This window comes from Klebsiella sp. KTE92 (assembly GCF_000398905.1).
GTDB classification, from domain to species: domain Bacteria; phylum Pseudomonadota; class Gammaproteobacteria; order Enterobacterales; family Enterobacteriaceae; genus Klebsiella; species Klebsiella variicola.
Genome location: NZ_KB976100.1, coordinates 519,871 through 534,017, shown reverse-complemented (window position 1 = coordinate 534,017; position 14,147 = coordinate 519,871). Strand labels below are relative to the sequence as shown.

Genomic DNA, 14,147 nt, shown 5'->3' with positions numbered 1-14,147 from the left:
AATAGGATCCTTAATAATTAATGCCCGCCCTGTTCAGTTTCTGTTTAGCCCACCCATTAAACCGCGGCTAAACAGACCAAATTTGCTGATTGACCTCGCCGTAACCCAACGTCATTACAACATTTTCAAAACACCGCCCTGACAAACCCAGCATAAAAAATTGACGTAAGTCACATTTGCAGAGGTAAACATCGATTGTTAAGGTGCGCTCAGACAAATTTAATGACGAGGAGCAAACCATGAAAAAGCTTAACATCCTGATTGTTGCTGCCCTGACCGCGGTCTCTGGTTCCGCCATGGCGATGGGATTTACCGTTGAACAAGGTAAAAACTTCACCAATCTGAATATGGAAATGGGTAAATCCTCTTCTGGCCTGTACGCCGAAAGCCACTGGCTGAAGAATACCGATGATGGTAGCCAGACCGGCGGCGTTGGCGCGGGTTACAATCTGGAAGTAGGTCCGGTTATGCTCAACGCTGGCGCGAAAGCTATCTACCTCGGGCCGAAAAAAGGCGATAACGGCGTCGCGTTTCCGGTCGGCGGCGGGGTGAACGTGGCCCTGACCGACAGCATCCACGTGTTTGGCGAAGGGTATGTCGCGCCGGACGGCCTGAACAACAGCGTAAAAAACTATGTCGAAGCGAACGGCGGCGTAAGCTGGTCCCCGATTGGTCCAGTGACGTTGAAAGTGGGTTACCGTCACGTGAGCGTTGACGGCAAAGAGGGTCGCCCAAACCACACCCTGATTGATGGCGCCTACGTGGGCGGCGGAGTCACCTTCTGATGAAACCACGTCTCGCCGCGCTCTCTGCGCTGAGCCTGGCGTTGCTGCTGACCGGCTGCACTCAGTATACCTGGGTGAAGCCGGGTTTAAGCGATGCCGAAATGCATAAAAAGCTCACCGAATGTGAAGCGCAGGCCCTGGTCGATCTCCCTCCGGATAACGTGGTGACCGGGTCCAGTTCAGAAAAAACGGACAAAAAACATAAGAAACAGGATGTTGAAACAAGCTATACGGTAGAAGACGCGAATGAATATCAGCGGGAGACCTTAGTCGACAGCTGTATGTTCAAAAGCGGCTGGGATAAAGTCGAAGTGCAATGAATCTATTATAAAAAAACCTGCCGAATGGCAGGTTTTTTTATGGCCGGGCTTAGTGGCGCACCACCACCAGCTTCTGGTTCACAAACTCTTTGATGCCGAGATCGGAGAGCTCCCGTCCGTAACCGGAACGCTTCACGCCGCCAAACGGCAGCTCCGGCGCGGTATCGGTAAGCCAGTTGATATAAACCATCCCGGTTTCAATGGCGGAGGCCATCCGTTTGGCGCGTTCGATATCCTGACTGAAGACCGCGCCGCCCAGACCATAGTGGGAATCATTGGCCAGCTGGATTGCCTCCTCGTCATTTTTCACCACGTAGATCTGCGCCACCGGACCAAAGAACTCTTCGAAGTACGCCGGGTTGTCACGGGTGATACCGGTCAAAATGGTGGGTTCAAAGAAATTGCCTTCTCGTGCCACCGCTTTGCCGCCCAGATGCAGCGTAGCGCCATTTTTCACCGCCTCGTCCACCTGTTTGCTTAGGGTGTCCAGCGCATCTTTGGAAGAGAGCGGCCCCAGCGTGGTGCTTTCATCCAGCGGATCGCCGATTTTCACCTGGCGAAACGCCTCACTAAATTTCGCCAGAAACGACTCAGCGATATTTTCGTGCAGGATAAAACGCTTGGCAGCGGTACACACCTGGCCGGCGTTATTCAGCCGCGCCTGGACGCCGATTTTCACCGCGCGTTCCAGGTCGGCATCGTCCAGTACCACAAATACATCGTTACCGCCCAGTTCCAGCGTCGATTTCTTAATATGCTTCGCCGCCTGCGCCGCCACCACGCTGCCGGCTTTCTCCGACCCGGTGAGCGCCGCGCCCTGCACGCGATCGTCGGCGATAATCTTCGCCACCTGCTCCTGGGAGATAAACAGGTTGGTCCACGCCCCTTCCGGTGCGCCGGCCTCACGCACCAGATGGGCAAAGGTCTCCGCGCAGTGCGGCACAATGCTGGCGTGTTTGGCGATAACCGGGTTGCCGGCCGCCAGGTTTGGCGCCAGGACGCGCATCAGCTGGTAATAGGGGAAGTTCCACGGCTCCACCGCCATTAAGACGCCGATGGGATGATGCTCAACCCAGGCGTCGCCGAGTTCGGAGGGATATTTCACCGGCGCCAGCAACGATTTGGCGTTATCGGCATAATAGCGGGCGATCTGCGCGCAAAGTTTCACTTCGCCGCGGCTCTGCTTAATGAGTTTCCCCATCTCCTGGCTGGCGATTTTTGCCAGTTCCTCCGCCCGGCTGTCGATCAGATCCGCCAGCTTATGCAGTACCGCCAGCCGCGGTTCAATATCGCCTTTTGCCCAGGCTGAATGGTAGAGCGCATCCGCCTGCTGCAGCGCCGCCTCCACGTCCGCGTCGCTGTGCGCCGGGTACGTTTTAATAAGCTGATTATTCGCAGGATTCACCGTCTGATAGGCCATATCGCATGTCTCCTTGTTATCGCTATTAAGGCAGTCAAAAATGCCGTTAAGGATATTAAGGGTAGTCGAGATGGCTGGCGATGCGGGTAAAGTTAGGTATATCCGGAATATTCCATAAAGAGGCTAACCGGGGCTACCTTCAGGCCGCCCCGGCGTTATCAATGCGCCAGCGTGGCGATCTCGTCGGCGGCCAGGCCAGTGATTTTCACCACCGTCTCGCGGGCAATACCGTCGTCCAGCATCCTCTGTGCAATGCGCAGCGCCTCGGCATGCTGTCCTTCTTGCCGGCCTTCCCGTTTGCCTTTTCTGCGGCCCACTTCCTGTAATCTTTCGGCGATGGTCATTAAGCTCTCCCTGTGCTGAGGAACCCGTTGCGCCACTTCGTGGATAAACCGGCCAAAGCGGCGCGCGTTGCCAGTTTGCAGCAGATAATTAAACAGCGTTTTTAGCTGTCTGTCATTAGCGTCACCGCTAAGTAAAATCGTCGTCAGCTGCTCAACAATCCCCATTAAATCGCGCTGGCGAATATGCTTCTGTATCAGCTCAAGTAGCGCCACGCGCCGATGGCTAACGATTTCATCGTCGGGGATCACCGTGATATCCACCAGCGGAAAGGGCGAGATATAAAGCTCCCTCGCCAGTTGCGGATCGGTAAAGCAGTCCAGCCAGTTGAGCGACCACGGGTATGGCGTGGTCGCCCCGTGGTAGAACAGCATCGGCACCACCAGCGGCAGTCTGGTATGACCACTATCAAGATGGCGCTGCATCGCGGCGATGGCATAGCGCATCAGGCGAAAAGCCATCTGCGCGTCCGGCGAGCTCTGATGTTCGATAACCACATAAATGTAGCCCTCGCCAGACGCGGTTTTGAGTGACCACAGCACATCGGAGTACCAGGCCCGCAGGCTCTCCTCGATAAAGCTTGCCGATTCCAGCTGTAAGGTATCGAGGTCGCAGCGCTGACGCAGCGCAGGCGGTAAATGGATCGCCAGGAAATCACGCGCGGTGTCGGTCTGAGTGAGAAACTGTTTAAACACCGCATCATGCGGCGTCGAGGTGGTACCCTTTGCCATCGGCTCATCCCTGCCTGCTTATCCTGCAGGGACTCTACGCGCTCGGAATGTTTCTGACACCCGGGCAATACAACCTTTACGCACCGCCACGAAAATAGATTTCCCCGGACTGCAAGCGCGACATCCTTTTTCGAGGCGGTACGCAAATCCAGGCGGGCGACAGCCTCCGCGCAGCATGCTATAAACGACCTCTCCCTCCTCAGCAAAGGTCGATGCGGTGAACCATACCCGAGATATCCCCCAAACCTTCTGGCGAGACGATCGTCTACCGTGGCTGGAGCTGCGCAGCACCTGGCGCAGCCGCCAGGCCTACAAACGCCACAGCCACCCGCAGCTCTCGGTGGGGGCGATTATCGAGGGGGAAACGCGCTGCCTGTGCAATGGTGAGGAATATCTCCTGCAGCCCGGGGATCTGATCGTGATCCCCCCGCACGCGCCGCATAGCTGTAATCCGCTGCATGACAGGCCGCGCAGCTATCATATGCTGTACCTGGAGGCGGCATGGTGCCACGCGCAGCGCCCGGATATTCCCCCTGGCGCCAGTATCGCCTCGCCGCAGCCACTGTTGCGCGACAGCCCTCTCTTTGCCTGTTTCCAGCAGGTTGTCGCCCTGATGAGCCGCGGGAGCCTTGAACAACTGCCCGCCCGGCTGGCGCAACTCCTGCACGCGCTGCCGCTGTGCGCCGCCGCGCCGCAGGCGCCACATCACGCCAGCGCCCTGCTGTTTCAGCGCCTGGCGACAGATCTGCCAGCGCCGCCGTCGCTGGATAAGCTGGCCCACGACAGCGCGCTTCGTAAAGAGACCGTTATCCGCGCCGTGAAACAGGATACCGGCCTGACACCCGCCAGTTTGATCAACATGGCGCGCATCGAATATGCGAAAACGCGCTTACGCGCCGGGGACCCTATTGCCGATGTCGGCTATCAGGCTGGCTTTGCCGATCAGAGCCATTTCCATAAAACCTTTGTCAGCTATACCGCCGCCACGCCGCGGCAATATGCGCACAGCAGATCAATATCCGACAATAAGTAATACGGCACTTCGCTTAGGGTGGCCTCAGTACCATTATCGAGGCCACTATGCATACCTTATCGACGCTCTTTCCCGCCGCCTTCCCGGCGCTAGCCCTGTCTCACTTTGTCGCTCTGCTCAGCCCGGGCCCTGATTTTTTTCTGCTGGTCGGCTACGCCGTGCGCTACCGGATCCGCGGCAGCATCGGATTGTGTCTCGGCATCGCCGCCGGCAATGCGCTGTATATTGTTCTCGCCATTGTCGGCTGGGGGCTTCTGCGCCAGGCGCCGCTGCTGTTTTTGCTCATTGAGCTGTTGGGGGCGGGCTATTTACTGTGGGTTGGCAGCCTGCTGATACGCAGCCGTCCCGCGACGCTGGCGGTGGAGAGCATTCGCGCATCGCGTCCGGGGTTCGGCAGGCAGCTGCTGCTCGGGCTGGGGTCATCGCTGCTCAACCCCAAAAACGCTCTGTTTTATCTGGCGCTGATGACTTCCCTGCTCGGGCCGACGGTCACCCTGCTGCAGCAAACGGTGAGCGGGTTGTGGATGGTCAGCGTGGTGTTCTTCTGGGATTTACTGCTGGTGAGTGCGATTGCGCTGCCGCAGGTACAGCGCCGCCTGGGCGCCATCGTCTGGCGAGTCGAGCGGGCGGCAGGGGCGGTCCTGATGATCTTCGGTCTGTGGATTATCTGGCGATTTTTGCACGACCTCGCCGTCAGGTTATATGCTTAAGTTTATGGAAAAACTCGCTGAACTCAAACGCGCCAAACTGCTGGCGCTGTCGCTGCTGCTGATCGCCGCCGCGCTATTTATCACCACCCTGCTGCTGCCGCCGACGCCGTGGGTCAGCGCGCTAAAGGCCATTTCCGAAGCGGCGATGGTCGGGGCGCTGGCCGACTGGTTTGCGGTGGTCGCGTTGTTTCGTCGTATTCCGCTGCCCTTTGTCGCCCGCCATACCGCGATTATCCCGCGTAACAAAGACCGCATCGCCGATAATCTTGGCCGCTTTGTCGAGGAGAAGTTCCTCGATACCCCGTCGCTGGTCGCGTTGATCCGCCGCTATGAGCCAGCCCTGATGCTCGGCAACTGGTTCAGCCAGCCGGAGAATGCCCGGCGGGTCGGCCAGCATCTGCTGCAGGTGATGAGCGGTTTTCTTGAACTGACCGACGACGCGCGCATTCAGCGCCTGCTGCGCCGCGCGGTACATAAGGCGATCGATAAAGTCGACCTGACGCAGACCAGCGCCATGATGCTGGAGGGAATGACCCGCGACAATCGCCACCAGAAGCTGCTGGATTCGCTGATAAGCCAGCTTATCGCCCTGCTGCAGCGGGACAACTCCCGCGCCTTTATCGCTCGCGGCATCGTGCGCTGGCTGGAGACCGAGCACCCGCTGAAGGCCAAACTGTTACCCACCGAGTGGCTCGGCGAGCACAGCGCCGAGATGGTCACCGATGCGGTGAATACCCTGCTGGACGAGGTGAGCCATGACCGTACCCACCAGATCCGCCAGGCCTTCGACCACGCGGTGCAGAAGCTTATCGACAACCTGAAATCCGACCCGCTCATGGCGCAGAAGGCCGAGAACATCAAAGCATATCTGAAAAATGATGAGACCTTTAACCGCTATCTCGGTGAAGTGTGGGGCGACCTGCGCAGCTGGGTAAAAAACGATATCAGCAGCGATGACTCACGTATTAAGCAGCGCATCGCCGAGGCTGGCCAGTGGTTCGGTGAAACCTTACTCCGCGACGACGCCCTGCGCGAATCGCTTAACGAACACCTGGAACAGGCGGCGCACCGGGTGGCGCCGGAGTTCGCCGCCTTCCTCACCCGCCATATCAGCGACACGGTGAAGAGCTGGGACGCCCGCGATATGTCGCGGCAGATCGAGCTCAATATCGGTAAAGATCTGCAGTTTATCCGCATCAACGGCACCCTGGTGGGGGGGACCATCGGCCTGATGTTGTGGCTGTTCTCGCAGATCCCCTCGCTGCTGCATCTGCATATTGGTTAGCAATGATACTATCCGAACAATAGCGCTGATAAATATTCCACAGGGAGGGAGAAATGATGCACCGGATTTCCCACTGGCTGACCCGCCACGCCGCCGCGCTGTTCTTCCCGGCGGCGCTCATTCTGTATGATTTTTCAGCCTATCTTACTACCGACCTGATCCAGCCGGGGATCCTCCACGTGGTGCGGGATTTCAATGCCGATGTGGCGCTGGCTCCGGCCTCGGTGAGCCTGTATATGGCTGGCGGCATGGCGCTGCAATGGCTGTTGGGGCCGCTCTCTGACCGGATCGGACGGCGTCCGGTGCTGCTCACCGGCGCGCTGATTTTCACCCTCGCGTGCCTGGCGACGTTGTTCACCACCTCCATGACCCAGTTCCTGATTGCCCGCTTCGTGCAGGGCACCAGCATCTGCTTTATCGCCACCGTCGGCTACGTCACCGTGCAGGAGGCCTTTGAGGAAAAAAGATCGATCAGGCTGATGGCGGTGATCACCTCCGTCGTGCTGGTGGCGCCGATCGTCGGCCCGCTCTCCGGCGCGGCGCTGATGCATTTCATCCACTGGAAAGCGCTGTTCGGCATCATCGCCGCCATGGGGCTGGTGGCCTGGCTCGGCCTGCTGTTGACCATGCCGGAGACGGTGCGCCGCGGCGATGTGCCATTCAGCCTGCCCGGCGTGCTGCGGGATTTCCGCGCCGTCTTTCGTAACCGCATCTTTTTACTCGGCGCCGCCACGCTGTCTCTGAGCTATATTCCGCTGATGAGCTGGGTGGCGGTATCGCCAGTGATTTTAATGGACGCCGGCGGGCTGACCACCAGCGAGTTCGCCTGGAGCCAGGTGCCGGTCTTCAGCGCCGTCATCATCGCTAATCTGTCGGTGGCGCGCTGGGTAAAAGATCCCACCCGCCCGCGCTTTGTGCTCAGCGCGGTCCCGATACAAATGCTCGGCCTGGCCATCCTGATCGTTGGGAATCTGATATGGCCGCACGTCTGGCTGTGGTCAGTGCTCGGCACCTGCTTCTACGCCTTCGGCATCGGGCTGATTTTCCCGACGCTGTTTCGCTTTACCCTCTTTTCCAACGACCTGCCGAAAGGCACGGTCTCCGCCTCGCTGAATATCGTGATCCTCAGCGTCAGCGCGTTATCGATTGAAGGCGCGCGCTGGCTGTGGTTCCATGGCGGCAGACTCCCTTTCCACCTGTTGGCGGTGGCCGCCGGGATCGTCGCCGCCTGCTGCCTGGCCGGACTGTTACGCCATCAGCGCCAGTGTGGGCAAGCGGTGATCGAAGCCCGGCAGTCGTGAGCCCTTTTACGGAGAAAGCTCCATCATGAACGACATTGAACTCAGCCCGGCACAGCGCGACCTGCTGCGCGACAAGCTCAGCAAGTACTGCGAAGAGACCTTCAACCTCGAGCTGGAGCAGTTTGACGCCGAGTTTTTTGTCGACTTTATCGCCAAAGAGCTGGGGCCGCTGTTTTACAACGCCGGTATCGAAGAGGCTATCCGCACCCATCTGGCGTGGAGCGAGCGGATCCAGGAAGAGATGGATTTGAAGAAGGTCTATTAACGCCGCGCTCAGACGCAGGAGATCAATAAAAGCTCACAAACAACAGGGCTATAATGGCGACTCTTTCAGCATCTCCCGTGTACGGGGAAGGAAAATCATGTCGCTTATCACCGATCTACCCGCCATTTTTGACCAGTTCTCAGAAGCTCGCAAGAAGGGCTTTCTCACCGTCATGGATCTTAAAGAGCAGAACGTGCCGCTGGTGGGCACCTACTGCACCTTTATGCCTCAGGAGATCGCCATGGCGGCGGGCGCCATTGTCGTTTCACTGTGCTCCACCTCCGATGAAACCATCGAGGAAGCGGAAAAAGATCTGCCGCGCAACCTCTGCCCGCTGATCAAAAGCAGCTACGGCTTCGGCAAAACCGATAAATGCCCGTACTTCTATTTCTCTGACCTGGTGGTCGGGGAAACCACCTGCGACGGTAAAAAGAAGATGTACGAGTACATGGCCGAGTTCAAGGCGGTCCACGTCATGCAGTTGCCGAACAGCGCCAGCGACGCCGCTTCCCGCACGCTGTGGAAAACGGAGATCCTGCGCCTGCAGCAGGTGATTGAGACCCGGTTTGGCACGCCGATTAGCGAGGCGGCGCTACGCGAAGCCATCGTGTTGAAAAATCGCGAGCGCCGGGCGCTGGCCCACTTTTATCGTCTCGGGCAACTCAATCCGCCGGCGCTCAGCGGCGGCGACATCCTGAAAGTGGTGTATGGCGCCACCTTCCGTTTCGACAAAACCGCCCTGATTGATGAACTACATGCCATGGCGGAGCGCATCCATCAGGAGTGGCAGCAGGGTAAACGGCTGGAACCTCGTCCGCGGATCCTGATCACCGGCTGCCCGATCGGCGGCGCGGCGGAAAAAGTGGTCCGCGCCATCGAGGAAAACGGCGGCTGGGTGGTCGGCTATGAGAACTGCACCGGCGCGAAAGCCACCGAGCGCTGCGTGGCGGAAGAGGGTGACGTCTACGACGCCTTAACCGATAAATATCTCGCCATCGGCTGCTCCTGTATCTCCCCCAACGACCAGCGTCTGCAACTGCTGAGCCAGATGGTGGAGGAGTATCAGGCCGACGGGGTGATCGACGTCATTTTGCAGGCCTGCCATACCTATGCCGTGGAATCGCTGGCGATTAAACGCCATCTGCGCCAGCAGCACGACCTTCCTTATATGGCGATAGAAACCGACTATTCGACGGCGGACCTCGGCCAGCTCAGCACCCGCGTCGCCGCCTTTATCGAAATGTTGTAAGGAGCTCGCGTGAACTATACGGTTGGCATTGATTCCGGCTCCACCGCCACAAAAGGCATCCTGCTGGCAGACGGCGTCATTGTACGCCGCTTCCTCTGCCCCACTCCCTTTCGCCCCGCCGACGCCATCCATAAGGCCTGGGAAACGCTACGCGCTGGCCTCACGGAGACGCCTTTTTTAACCCTCACCGGCTATGGTCGCCAGCTGGTGGATTTTGCCGATAAGCAGGTGACGGAGATCTCTTGTCACGGCCTCGGCGCTCGCCTGCTGGCGCCGGACACCCGCACTGTGATTGACATCGGCGGCCAGGACAGCAAAGTTATCCAGCTGGACACTGAGGGCAATCTCAGCGACTTCCTGATGAATGATAAATGCGCCGCCGGTACCGGACGTTTCCTGGAGGTCATTTCACGGACGCTTGGCGCCAGCGTCGAACAACTCGACAGCATCACCGCAGACGTCGAGCCGCATGCGATTACCAGCATGTGCACGGTGTTTGCCGAATCGGAGGTCATTAGCCTGCGGTCGGCCGGCGTCGCGCCGGAGGCGATTCTGGCCGGGGTGATTAACGCCATGGCCCGGCGCAGCGCGAACTTTATTGGCCGCTTATCGGCGCAGGGGCCGCTGCTGTTTACCGGCGGCGTCAGCCACTGCGCCACCTTTGCCCGGATGCTGGAAAGCCATGTCGGCATGGCGGTGACATCCCATCCCGACGCCCAGTTTGCCGGGGCGATCGGCGCGGCGCTGATCGGCCAGCGCCAGCGGAGGCGCGGATGACAACCTTTCTGTTTTTATTTCATTCCACGGTGGGGGTGGTGCGGATGCGCAAAGCCCTGCAGGCGGCGGGAATGACCTTCGAGGTGAAGGATATTCCGCGCCAGCTGCGCAGCGGCTGCGGGCTGTGCATTTACCTGAGCTGCATGCCAGGCGATGAGCAACGATGGGTTATACCCGGCGAAACGGCAGCCCTGTTTCGCGTCGCCGGAAATGACTATCACCTGTTGGCGACCTATGCGCACCGCGGTAGCCCGGATGAGGCGTTAGCCGACATCCGGGACGCTTCCCCGGTAGCGCTTACGCTTACCGGGGCTACCGACAAAATGCCCAACCGTAGCCCGGGTAAGGCGTAAGCCGCTACCCGGGGGCTGGCAGCTTAGCTTCAGCCCAACAGCTGGCGAACGCAGGATTTGAATACCCGCACGCCATCCGCCAGCGCGGTGCGATCGAAATGCATTTCCGGATGATGCAGGCCCGGCAGCAGGTTGCAGCCCAGTCCCCAGAAGCCACCTTTCACCGCCGGGCGCAGACGCAAATAGTGGAAAAAATCTTCGCTGCCCGGCGTACTCTTCGCGGTCGTTAAGCCTGCCTCGCCAAAGGTTTCGCATATTGCCTGGCTTATGATAGCCGTGGCTTCTGCGTCGATAATCGCCGCCGGCATCTCTTTGACTACCCGGATGTCGACGCTGGCGCCATATGCTGCTGCGCTACTCTCGATAGCCCTGACCACGCGTTCTTTGAGTGTCGCCATGCCGTCATTTTCCTCGCAGCGCAGATCCCAACAGACGTGCGCTTTCGCCGACACCGAATTGGTGACGCCCGCATCGCAAAGAAAGCGCGTCGCTTTCGCGCTCCAGGTGAGCGACGGCGCCAGATGGATACCGTTCACCGCCTGTACTGCATGCGAGGCGGCATCCAGCGCGTTAATGCCCAGATGCGGACGAGCGGCGTGAGCGGCTTTGCCGTGAAAATCCACCATCACCGTCGCCGAAGCGGAATAGTACATTGCCGGTACCGCCTGGCCCATCGGACACTCTTCCAACGGCCGGAGATGGAAGCCGAACAGCATCTCTACGTCATCCAGTACCCCGGCCTCCGTTAAAGCGATCGCGCCCGTCCCCAGCTCTTCAGCAGGCTGAAAAAGCACTTTTAACTTCCCACGCTTTACCAGCCCCTCGGCGAGGATCTCTTCGGCGGCGGTTAATACCACCGAAGAGTGGCCATCATGACCGCAGGTATGACGGGCCTCTAAGCGGCCATCGATAATATGGCCCAGCGCATCCATATCTGCCCGCAGCGCCACCACTGGCCCCGGTTCCCCGCTATCGATTTCGGCGACAATCCCGGTAGTCCCGCCAACGTTGCGGTGAACCCGGAACCCTGCCGCCGCCAGGGCGTCGCCGATGTAAGCCGAGGTTTTGTACTCCTCAAAGCCCAGCTCAGGTATTTGGTGCAGGTAATTGAAATGCTCTAACGTTCGCGACACGACTGACTCCTTGCCTTTCATTATGCCATCACGCGCATGACCAGCATGGCGATGACGGCGTTGATAATGCTCACCGCCATCAGCAGCGGCCAGTATTTTTTCGGTACATCCGCCACCCCAAGCAGCCGCCCCATATACTGTAGTTGCGAACCCATCAGGAAGATGGCCGGGATCAGGATGGTGACGTCCGCCACGTTGAGGGTGCCTTTACTCAACAGGCTCACCGCCACTCCCGTCCCCGCCGAGGCGGAAAGCCAGGAGGTGAGCAGCACGGTAATCGCTTCGCCCGGTAAGCCAAACAGGCCCATCAGCGGCGCGCAGACCTGGCCTATCAACTGCATCACCCCGAGCAAATTAAGCATTTCGGCGATCACATATGCCATTAATACATTCGGCATCAGGTTGTTGATGGCAATATTAAATCCTTTACGTGCACCGATAACAAAAATATCAAACGGATTACTGGCCACTTTTGCCGAATTACTCATTATCAAAATCCCCTTTATAGGCCGTATTCAAAACCAGACGGGTGATTGCCGCGCCAACGAATTTCAGCACAAACATTAACAGCAGCGGAATAATAATAGGGATGGTTAACGACGCGAAAAGCGCTGAGCCAATGGAGAAATAGTTATTGATCAGACCGGCGCCGGAATATTGCCATGCCCCCATAATTACCACATCTTTCCGACTAATTTTTTTGCTGTCATACAGCTCTTTGGTCAACGCGGCCCCGGCATCGGTGCTTTGGAGGTCGGTAATTAACGCCAGACCGGTATAACCCGGGATCCCTAGTAACGGGCGTAACAACGGCGTCAGCAGCTTATGCGCTGCACGTATCGCGCCATAATGGGTAAAGATTTCCAGCAACCCCAGCGCCAGCATCACCGTAGGGACCAGCGACAGCGCAAACAAGAAACCGGCCTTGGCGCTGATGCCGCCGCTGCCGATAAAAGTGTTAGTTTCCGGGGTCTTCATCGTACCAAATGCGCCGCCGAGGGTGGTAAAGTCGAAAGCCCCCAGCCAGGCCATCCCTTCCACTTTAAACAGCAGCCCGGAGAAGACTAATAACACCACCACCAGCGAGATCCATGCCCCAGGTCCTACCCGCCACTCATTTGTCGCGTCGTCGGAGGAACGTTCCAACGTTTTATTTTCACTCATACCCTGTCCTCACATTATGAAATATTTTATTGGTCTTTTGCCATTTGGACGCTTTTCAATGTATTGGTTTTGGCATTGATTATTTTGACGTAAAACACCCATCAATAAATAAGGTGCCTCTCTTTTCCCGAAAAGCCGGCAACAGGCATATACCTCACTTATTTATCTTTTTACTGGCATATCGATATCTTATTATTGGCAACCACCGGTGGTACTGGTTTATTGCCATGGCAGTTAATCCGTTCCGTGACTCCCCTTGTCTGTTATGTACCTGAATCACGATTATCTATAACTAGCCGGGATGATAAATGTCTGGTAAAGGATGTTATTGTTGACCTGAAGTCAACAAAGGAGGGAGACAGGATGTTGCACGAACGTCCCATGAGCTATCTGTACGAAGTCGGGATCCAGGGGGGCATTCGGCGGGCCGCTGATATTCTGGGGATTAATCCGTCGGTTATCAGCCGCCAGATAGCGCAGCTGGAGCGAACGCTGGAACTCCCTCTGCTGGAGCGACAGGGGCGCAATGTGGCGCTCACTGAAGCCGGACGTTTGCTGGCCGAGGATTACCACGAAAGCCGCCAGCGGCGGGAAAAGCTGGAGAGTCATCTAAAGGATTTACGCCATATGCGTGGCGGCACCATCTCTGTGAGAATTGGCGGAGGGTTGGTGACGACCTTTATCGAGTCGGTGATGAGCACGTTTTCGCAGTCGTGGCCGAACGTATTCGTTGATATTAGCGTCGGCAATATGCAGGAGATGCTCAACGATATCGCCAGCGGTGAAGCGGATATGGCGGTCGCCTTCGGCCCCATCGGCAATCCGGAGCTTAAACGCCACAGTTTCCAGTGGGGGCCCATCTGCGCGGTGGTCTCTCCGCAGCATCCCATCGCGCGACAGTCAATGGTGACCATCGATGAGCTGACGCAATATCGCCTGATCGCCCTGACAGAAAGCTTTGGCCTACAGCGCCATATGAACGCCATGTTTAAAACCGCCGGGCGGCAGTTTCATCCGGCCTATCGCTGCAACCTCTTTTCCACCGCCATGAGCCTGAGCCAGGCCGGTCTGGGGATCTCTTTCATGACCGAATTCGCCGCCCGGGAAGCAATCGCTCACGGCATACTAAAGGCGGTCCCCATCGACCATCCGATCGCCAGCAGCGCCCAATGCCACTTATTACGCAACTCGAACCGCCGCTTTACCCCCGCCGCGCACCATATGTGGCGCTTACTCCATAACGCCTTTCGCGATGCGCAGCGGGCGATGACGGTGTGAC

Annotated in this window: 15 protein-coding genes and 1 pseudogene; 11 read left to right on the top strand and 5 right to left on the bottom strand. The window is 58.1% G+C overall.

All coding sequences use genetic code 11. The features are described from left to right. Positions 1–239 precede the first annotated feature (239 nt). Positions 240–785, top strand: coding sequence for a YfaZ family outer membrane protein (locus A1WC_RS22430; RefSeq protein ID WP_008807582.1), 546 nt, complete (start codon positions 240–242; stop codon positions 783–785). Next, positions 785–1,105 (top strand): hypothetical protein, encoded by a 321-nt coding sequence (locus A1WC_RS22435; protein ID WP_016160232.1) that lies wholly within the window; start codon positions 785–787, stop codon positions 1,103–1,105. Before A1WC_RS22430 ends, A1WC_RS22435 begins: the two co-directional genes overlap by 1 nt. 49 nt (positions 1,106–1,154) lie before the next feature. Here the strand turns inward: A1WC_RS22435 and A1WC_RS22440 are convergent, their stop codons facing one another. Continuing rightward, positions 1,155–2,525 (bottom strand): NAD-dependent succinate-semialdehyde dehydrogenase, encoded by a 1,371-nt coding sequence (locus A1WC_RS22440; protein WP_016160231.1) that lies wholly within the window; start codon positions 2,523–2,525, stop codon positions 1,155–1,157. A 158-nt stretch (positions 2,526–2,683) separates the two neighbouring features. Then, positions 2,684–3,598: an Rpn family recombination-promoting nuclease/putative transposase gene (locus A1WC_RS22445; protein WP_016160230.1), complete on the bottom strand. Its 915-nt coding sequence runs from the start codon at positions 3,596–3,598 to the stop codon at positions 2,684–2,686. Positions 3,599–3,815: 217 nt separating this feature from the next. Here A1WC_RS22445 and A1WC_RS22450 point away from each other — a divergent pair, with 217 nt between their 5' ends. From A1WC_RS22450 to A1WC_RS0124880, 8 genes and pseudogenes are all read left to right on the top strand, one after another. Beyond that, on the top strand, positions 3,816–4,631 hold the full coding sequence (locus A1WC_RS22450) for an AraC family transcriptional regulator (RefSeq protein ID WP_016160229.1): 816 nt from the start codon (positions 3,816–3,818) through the stop codon (positions 4,629–4,631). A gap of 47 nt (positions 4,632–4,678) precedes the next feature. Continuing rightward, positions 4,679–5,341, top strand: coding sequence for a LysE family translocator (locus A1WC_RS22455; protein ID WP_016160228.1), 663 nt, complete (start codon positions 4,679–4,681; stop codon positions 5,339–5,341). Further along, complete coding sequence (locus tag A1WC_RS22460; RefSeq protein WP_008807587.1) at positions 5,334–6,626, top strand: DUF445 domain-containing protein; 1,293 nt, start codon at positions 5,334–5,336, stop codon at positions 6,624–6,626. Before A1WC_RS22455 ends, A1WC_RS22460 begins: the two co-directional genes overlap by 8 nt. Before the next feature lie 53 nt (positions 6,627–6,679). Further along, on the top strand, positions 6,680–7,927 hold the full coding sequence (gene mdtM / locus A1WC_RS22465; protein WP_012969015.1) for a multidrug efflux MFS transporter MdtM: 1,248 nt from the start codon (positions 6,680–6,682) through the stop codon (positions 7,925–7,927). 25 nt (positions 7,928–7,952) lie between these two features. Beyond that, entirely contained in the window at positions 7,953–8,192 is a 240-nt protein-coding gene (locus A1WC_RS22470; RefSeq protein WP_008807589.1) for a DUF2164 domain-containing protein, read from the top strand. A 97-nt stretch (positions 8,193–8,289) separates the two neighbouring features. After that, entirely contained in the window at positions 8,290–9,441 is a 1,152-nt protein-coding gene (locus A1WC_RS22475; protein WP_016160227.1) for a double-cubane-cluster-containing anaerobic reductase, read from the top strand. Positions 9,442–9,450: 9 nt separating this feature from the next. Further along, on the top strand, positions 9,451–10,218 hold the full coding sequence (yjiL, locus tag A1WC_RS22480; protein WP_016160226.1) for a putative 2-hydroxyacyl-CoA dehydratase activator YjiL: 768 nt from the start codon (positions 9,451–9,453) through the stop codon (positions 10,216–10,218). Next, positions 10,215–10,466, top strand: a pseudogene (locus A1WC_RS0124880) (DUF3343 domain-containing protein); the annotation flags it as partial. The gene yjiL and the pseudogene A1WC_RS0124880, both read left to right, overlap by 4 nt. Positions 10,467–10,600: 134 nt before the next feature. Here A1WC_RS0124880 and A1WC_RS22485 read toward each other — a convergent pair. The 3 genes from A1WC_RS22485 to A1WC_RS22495 are packed head-to-tail and all read right to left on the bottom strand — an operon-like array spanning position 10,601 to position 12,868. Beyond that, positions 10,601–11,704 (bottom strand): M20 peptidase aminoacylase family protein, encoded by a 1,104-nt coding sequence (locus A1WC_RS22485; protein ID WP_032691124.1) that lies wholly within the window; start codon positions 11,702–11,704, stop codon positions 10,601–10,603. Between the two features lie 20 nt (positions 11,705–11,724). Next, positions 11,725–12,192, bottom strand: a complete 468-nt coding sequence (locus A1WC_RS22490; protein ID WP_008807593.1) for a YjiG family protein — start codon at positions 12,190–12,192, stop codon at positions 11,725–11,727. Beyond that, positions 12,185–12,868, bottom strand: coding sequence for a nucleoside recognition domain-containing protein (locus A1WC_RS22495; protein WP_008807594.1), 684 nt, complete (start codon positions 12,866–12,868; stop codon positions 12,185–12,187). The genes A1WC_RS22490 and A1WC_RS22495 overlap by 8 nt, the downstream gene beginning before the upstream one ends. Positions 12,869–13,231: 363 nt before the next feature. Between A1WC_RS22495 and A1WC_RS22500 the strand changes: the two genes are divergently transcribed. Next, entirely contained in the window at positions 13,232–14,146 is a 915-nt protein-coding gene (locus A1WC_RS22500) for a LysR substrate-binding domain-containing protein (RefSeq protein ID WP_016160223.1), read from the top strand. Position 14,147: the final 1 nt, after the last annotated feature.